Source organism: Caulobacter sp. P1_D6 (assembly GCF_056406095.1).
This window is the reverse complement of the sequence record NZ_JBFUAW010000096.1, coordinates 1-439: the sequence shown is the minus strand read 5'-3', so window position 1 is coordinate 439 and position 439 is coordinate 1. Positions and strand designations below refer to the sequence as shown.

Below are 439 nucleotides of genomic sequence, written 5' to 3'. Positions count from 1 at the left end.
GGCGATGTAGATCATCACGAGCACCGTGCAGTAGATCAGCAGCGACGTGCCCAGGTCCTTCTCGAACACCAGGACGCCGATGGAGACGATCCACGCGCCGATGATGGGGCCGAGGTCGCGGCCGCGGGGAAAGTCCATGCCGAGGACGTGTTTGCCCGCGGTGGTGAAGAGTTCGCGCTTGGCCACCAGCACCGACGCGAAGAAGATCAGGAGAAGGATCTTCGAGAACTCACCGGGCTGAATACTGAAGCCGGGCAGGCGGATCCAGATCTTCGAGCCGTTCACCTCGGACAGCGACGACGGAAGAATGGCCGGGAGCGCGAGGAAGATCAGGCCACCGAGGCCCAGGGTGTAGCCGTAGCGCGCCAGCGTCCGGTAGTCGCGAACCAGCACCAGCACCGCGATGAACCCGGTGATGCCCAGCGCGGTCCACAGGACC

1 protein-coding gene is annotated in these 439 nt (G+C 64.5%); it reads right to left on the bottom strand.

From position 1 onward, the window contains the following. Nucleotides 1-439 (bottom strand): FtsW/RodA/SpoVE family cell cycle protein (locus tag AC1DYP_RS24840; protein WP_477048570.1); only part of this gene is annotated, 439 nt, incomplete at both ends.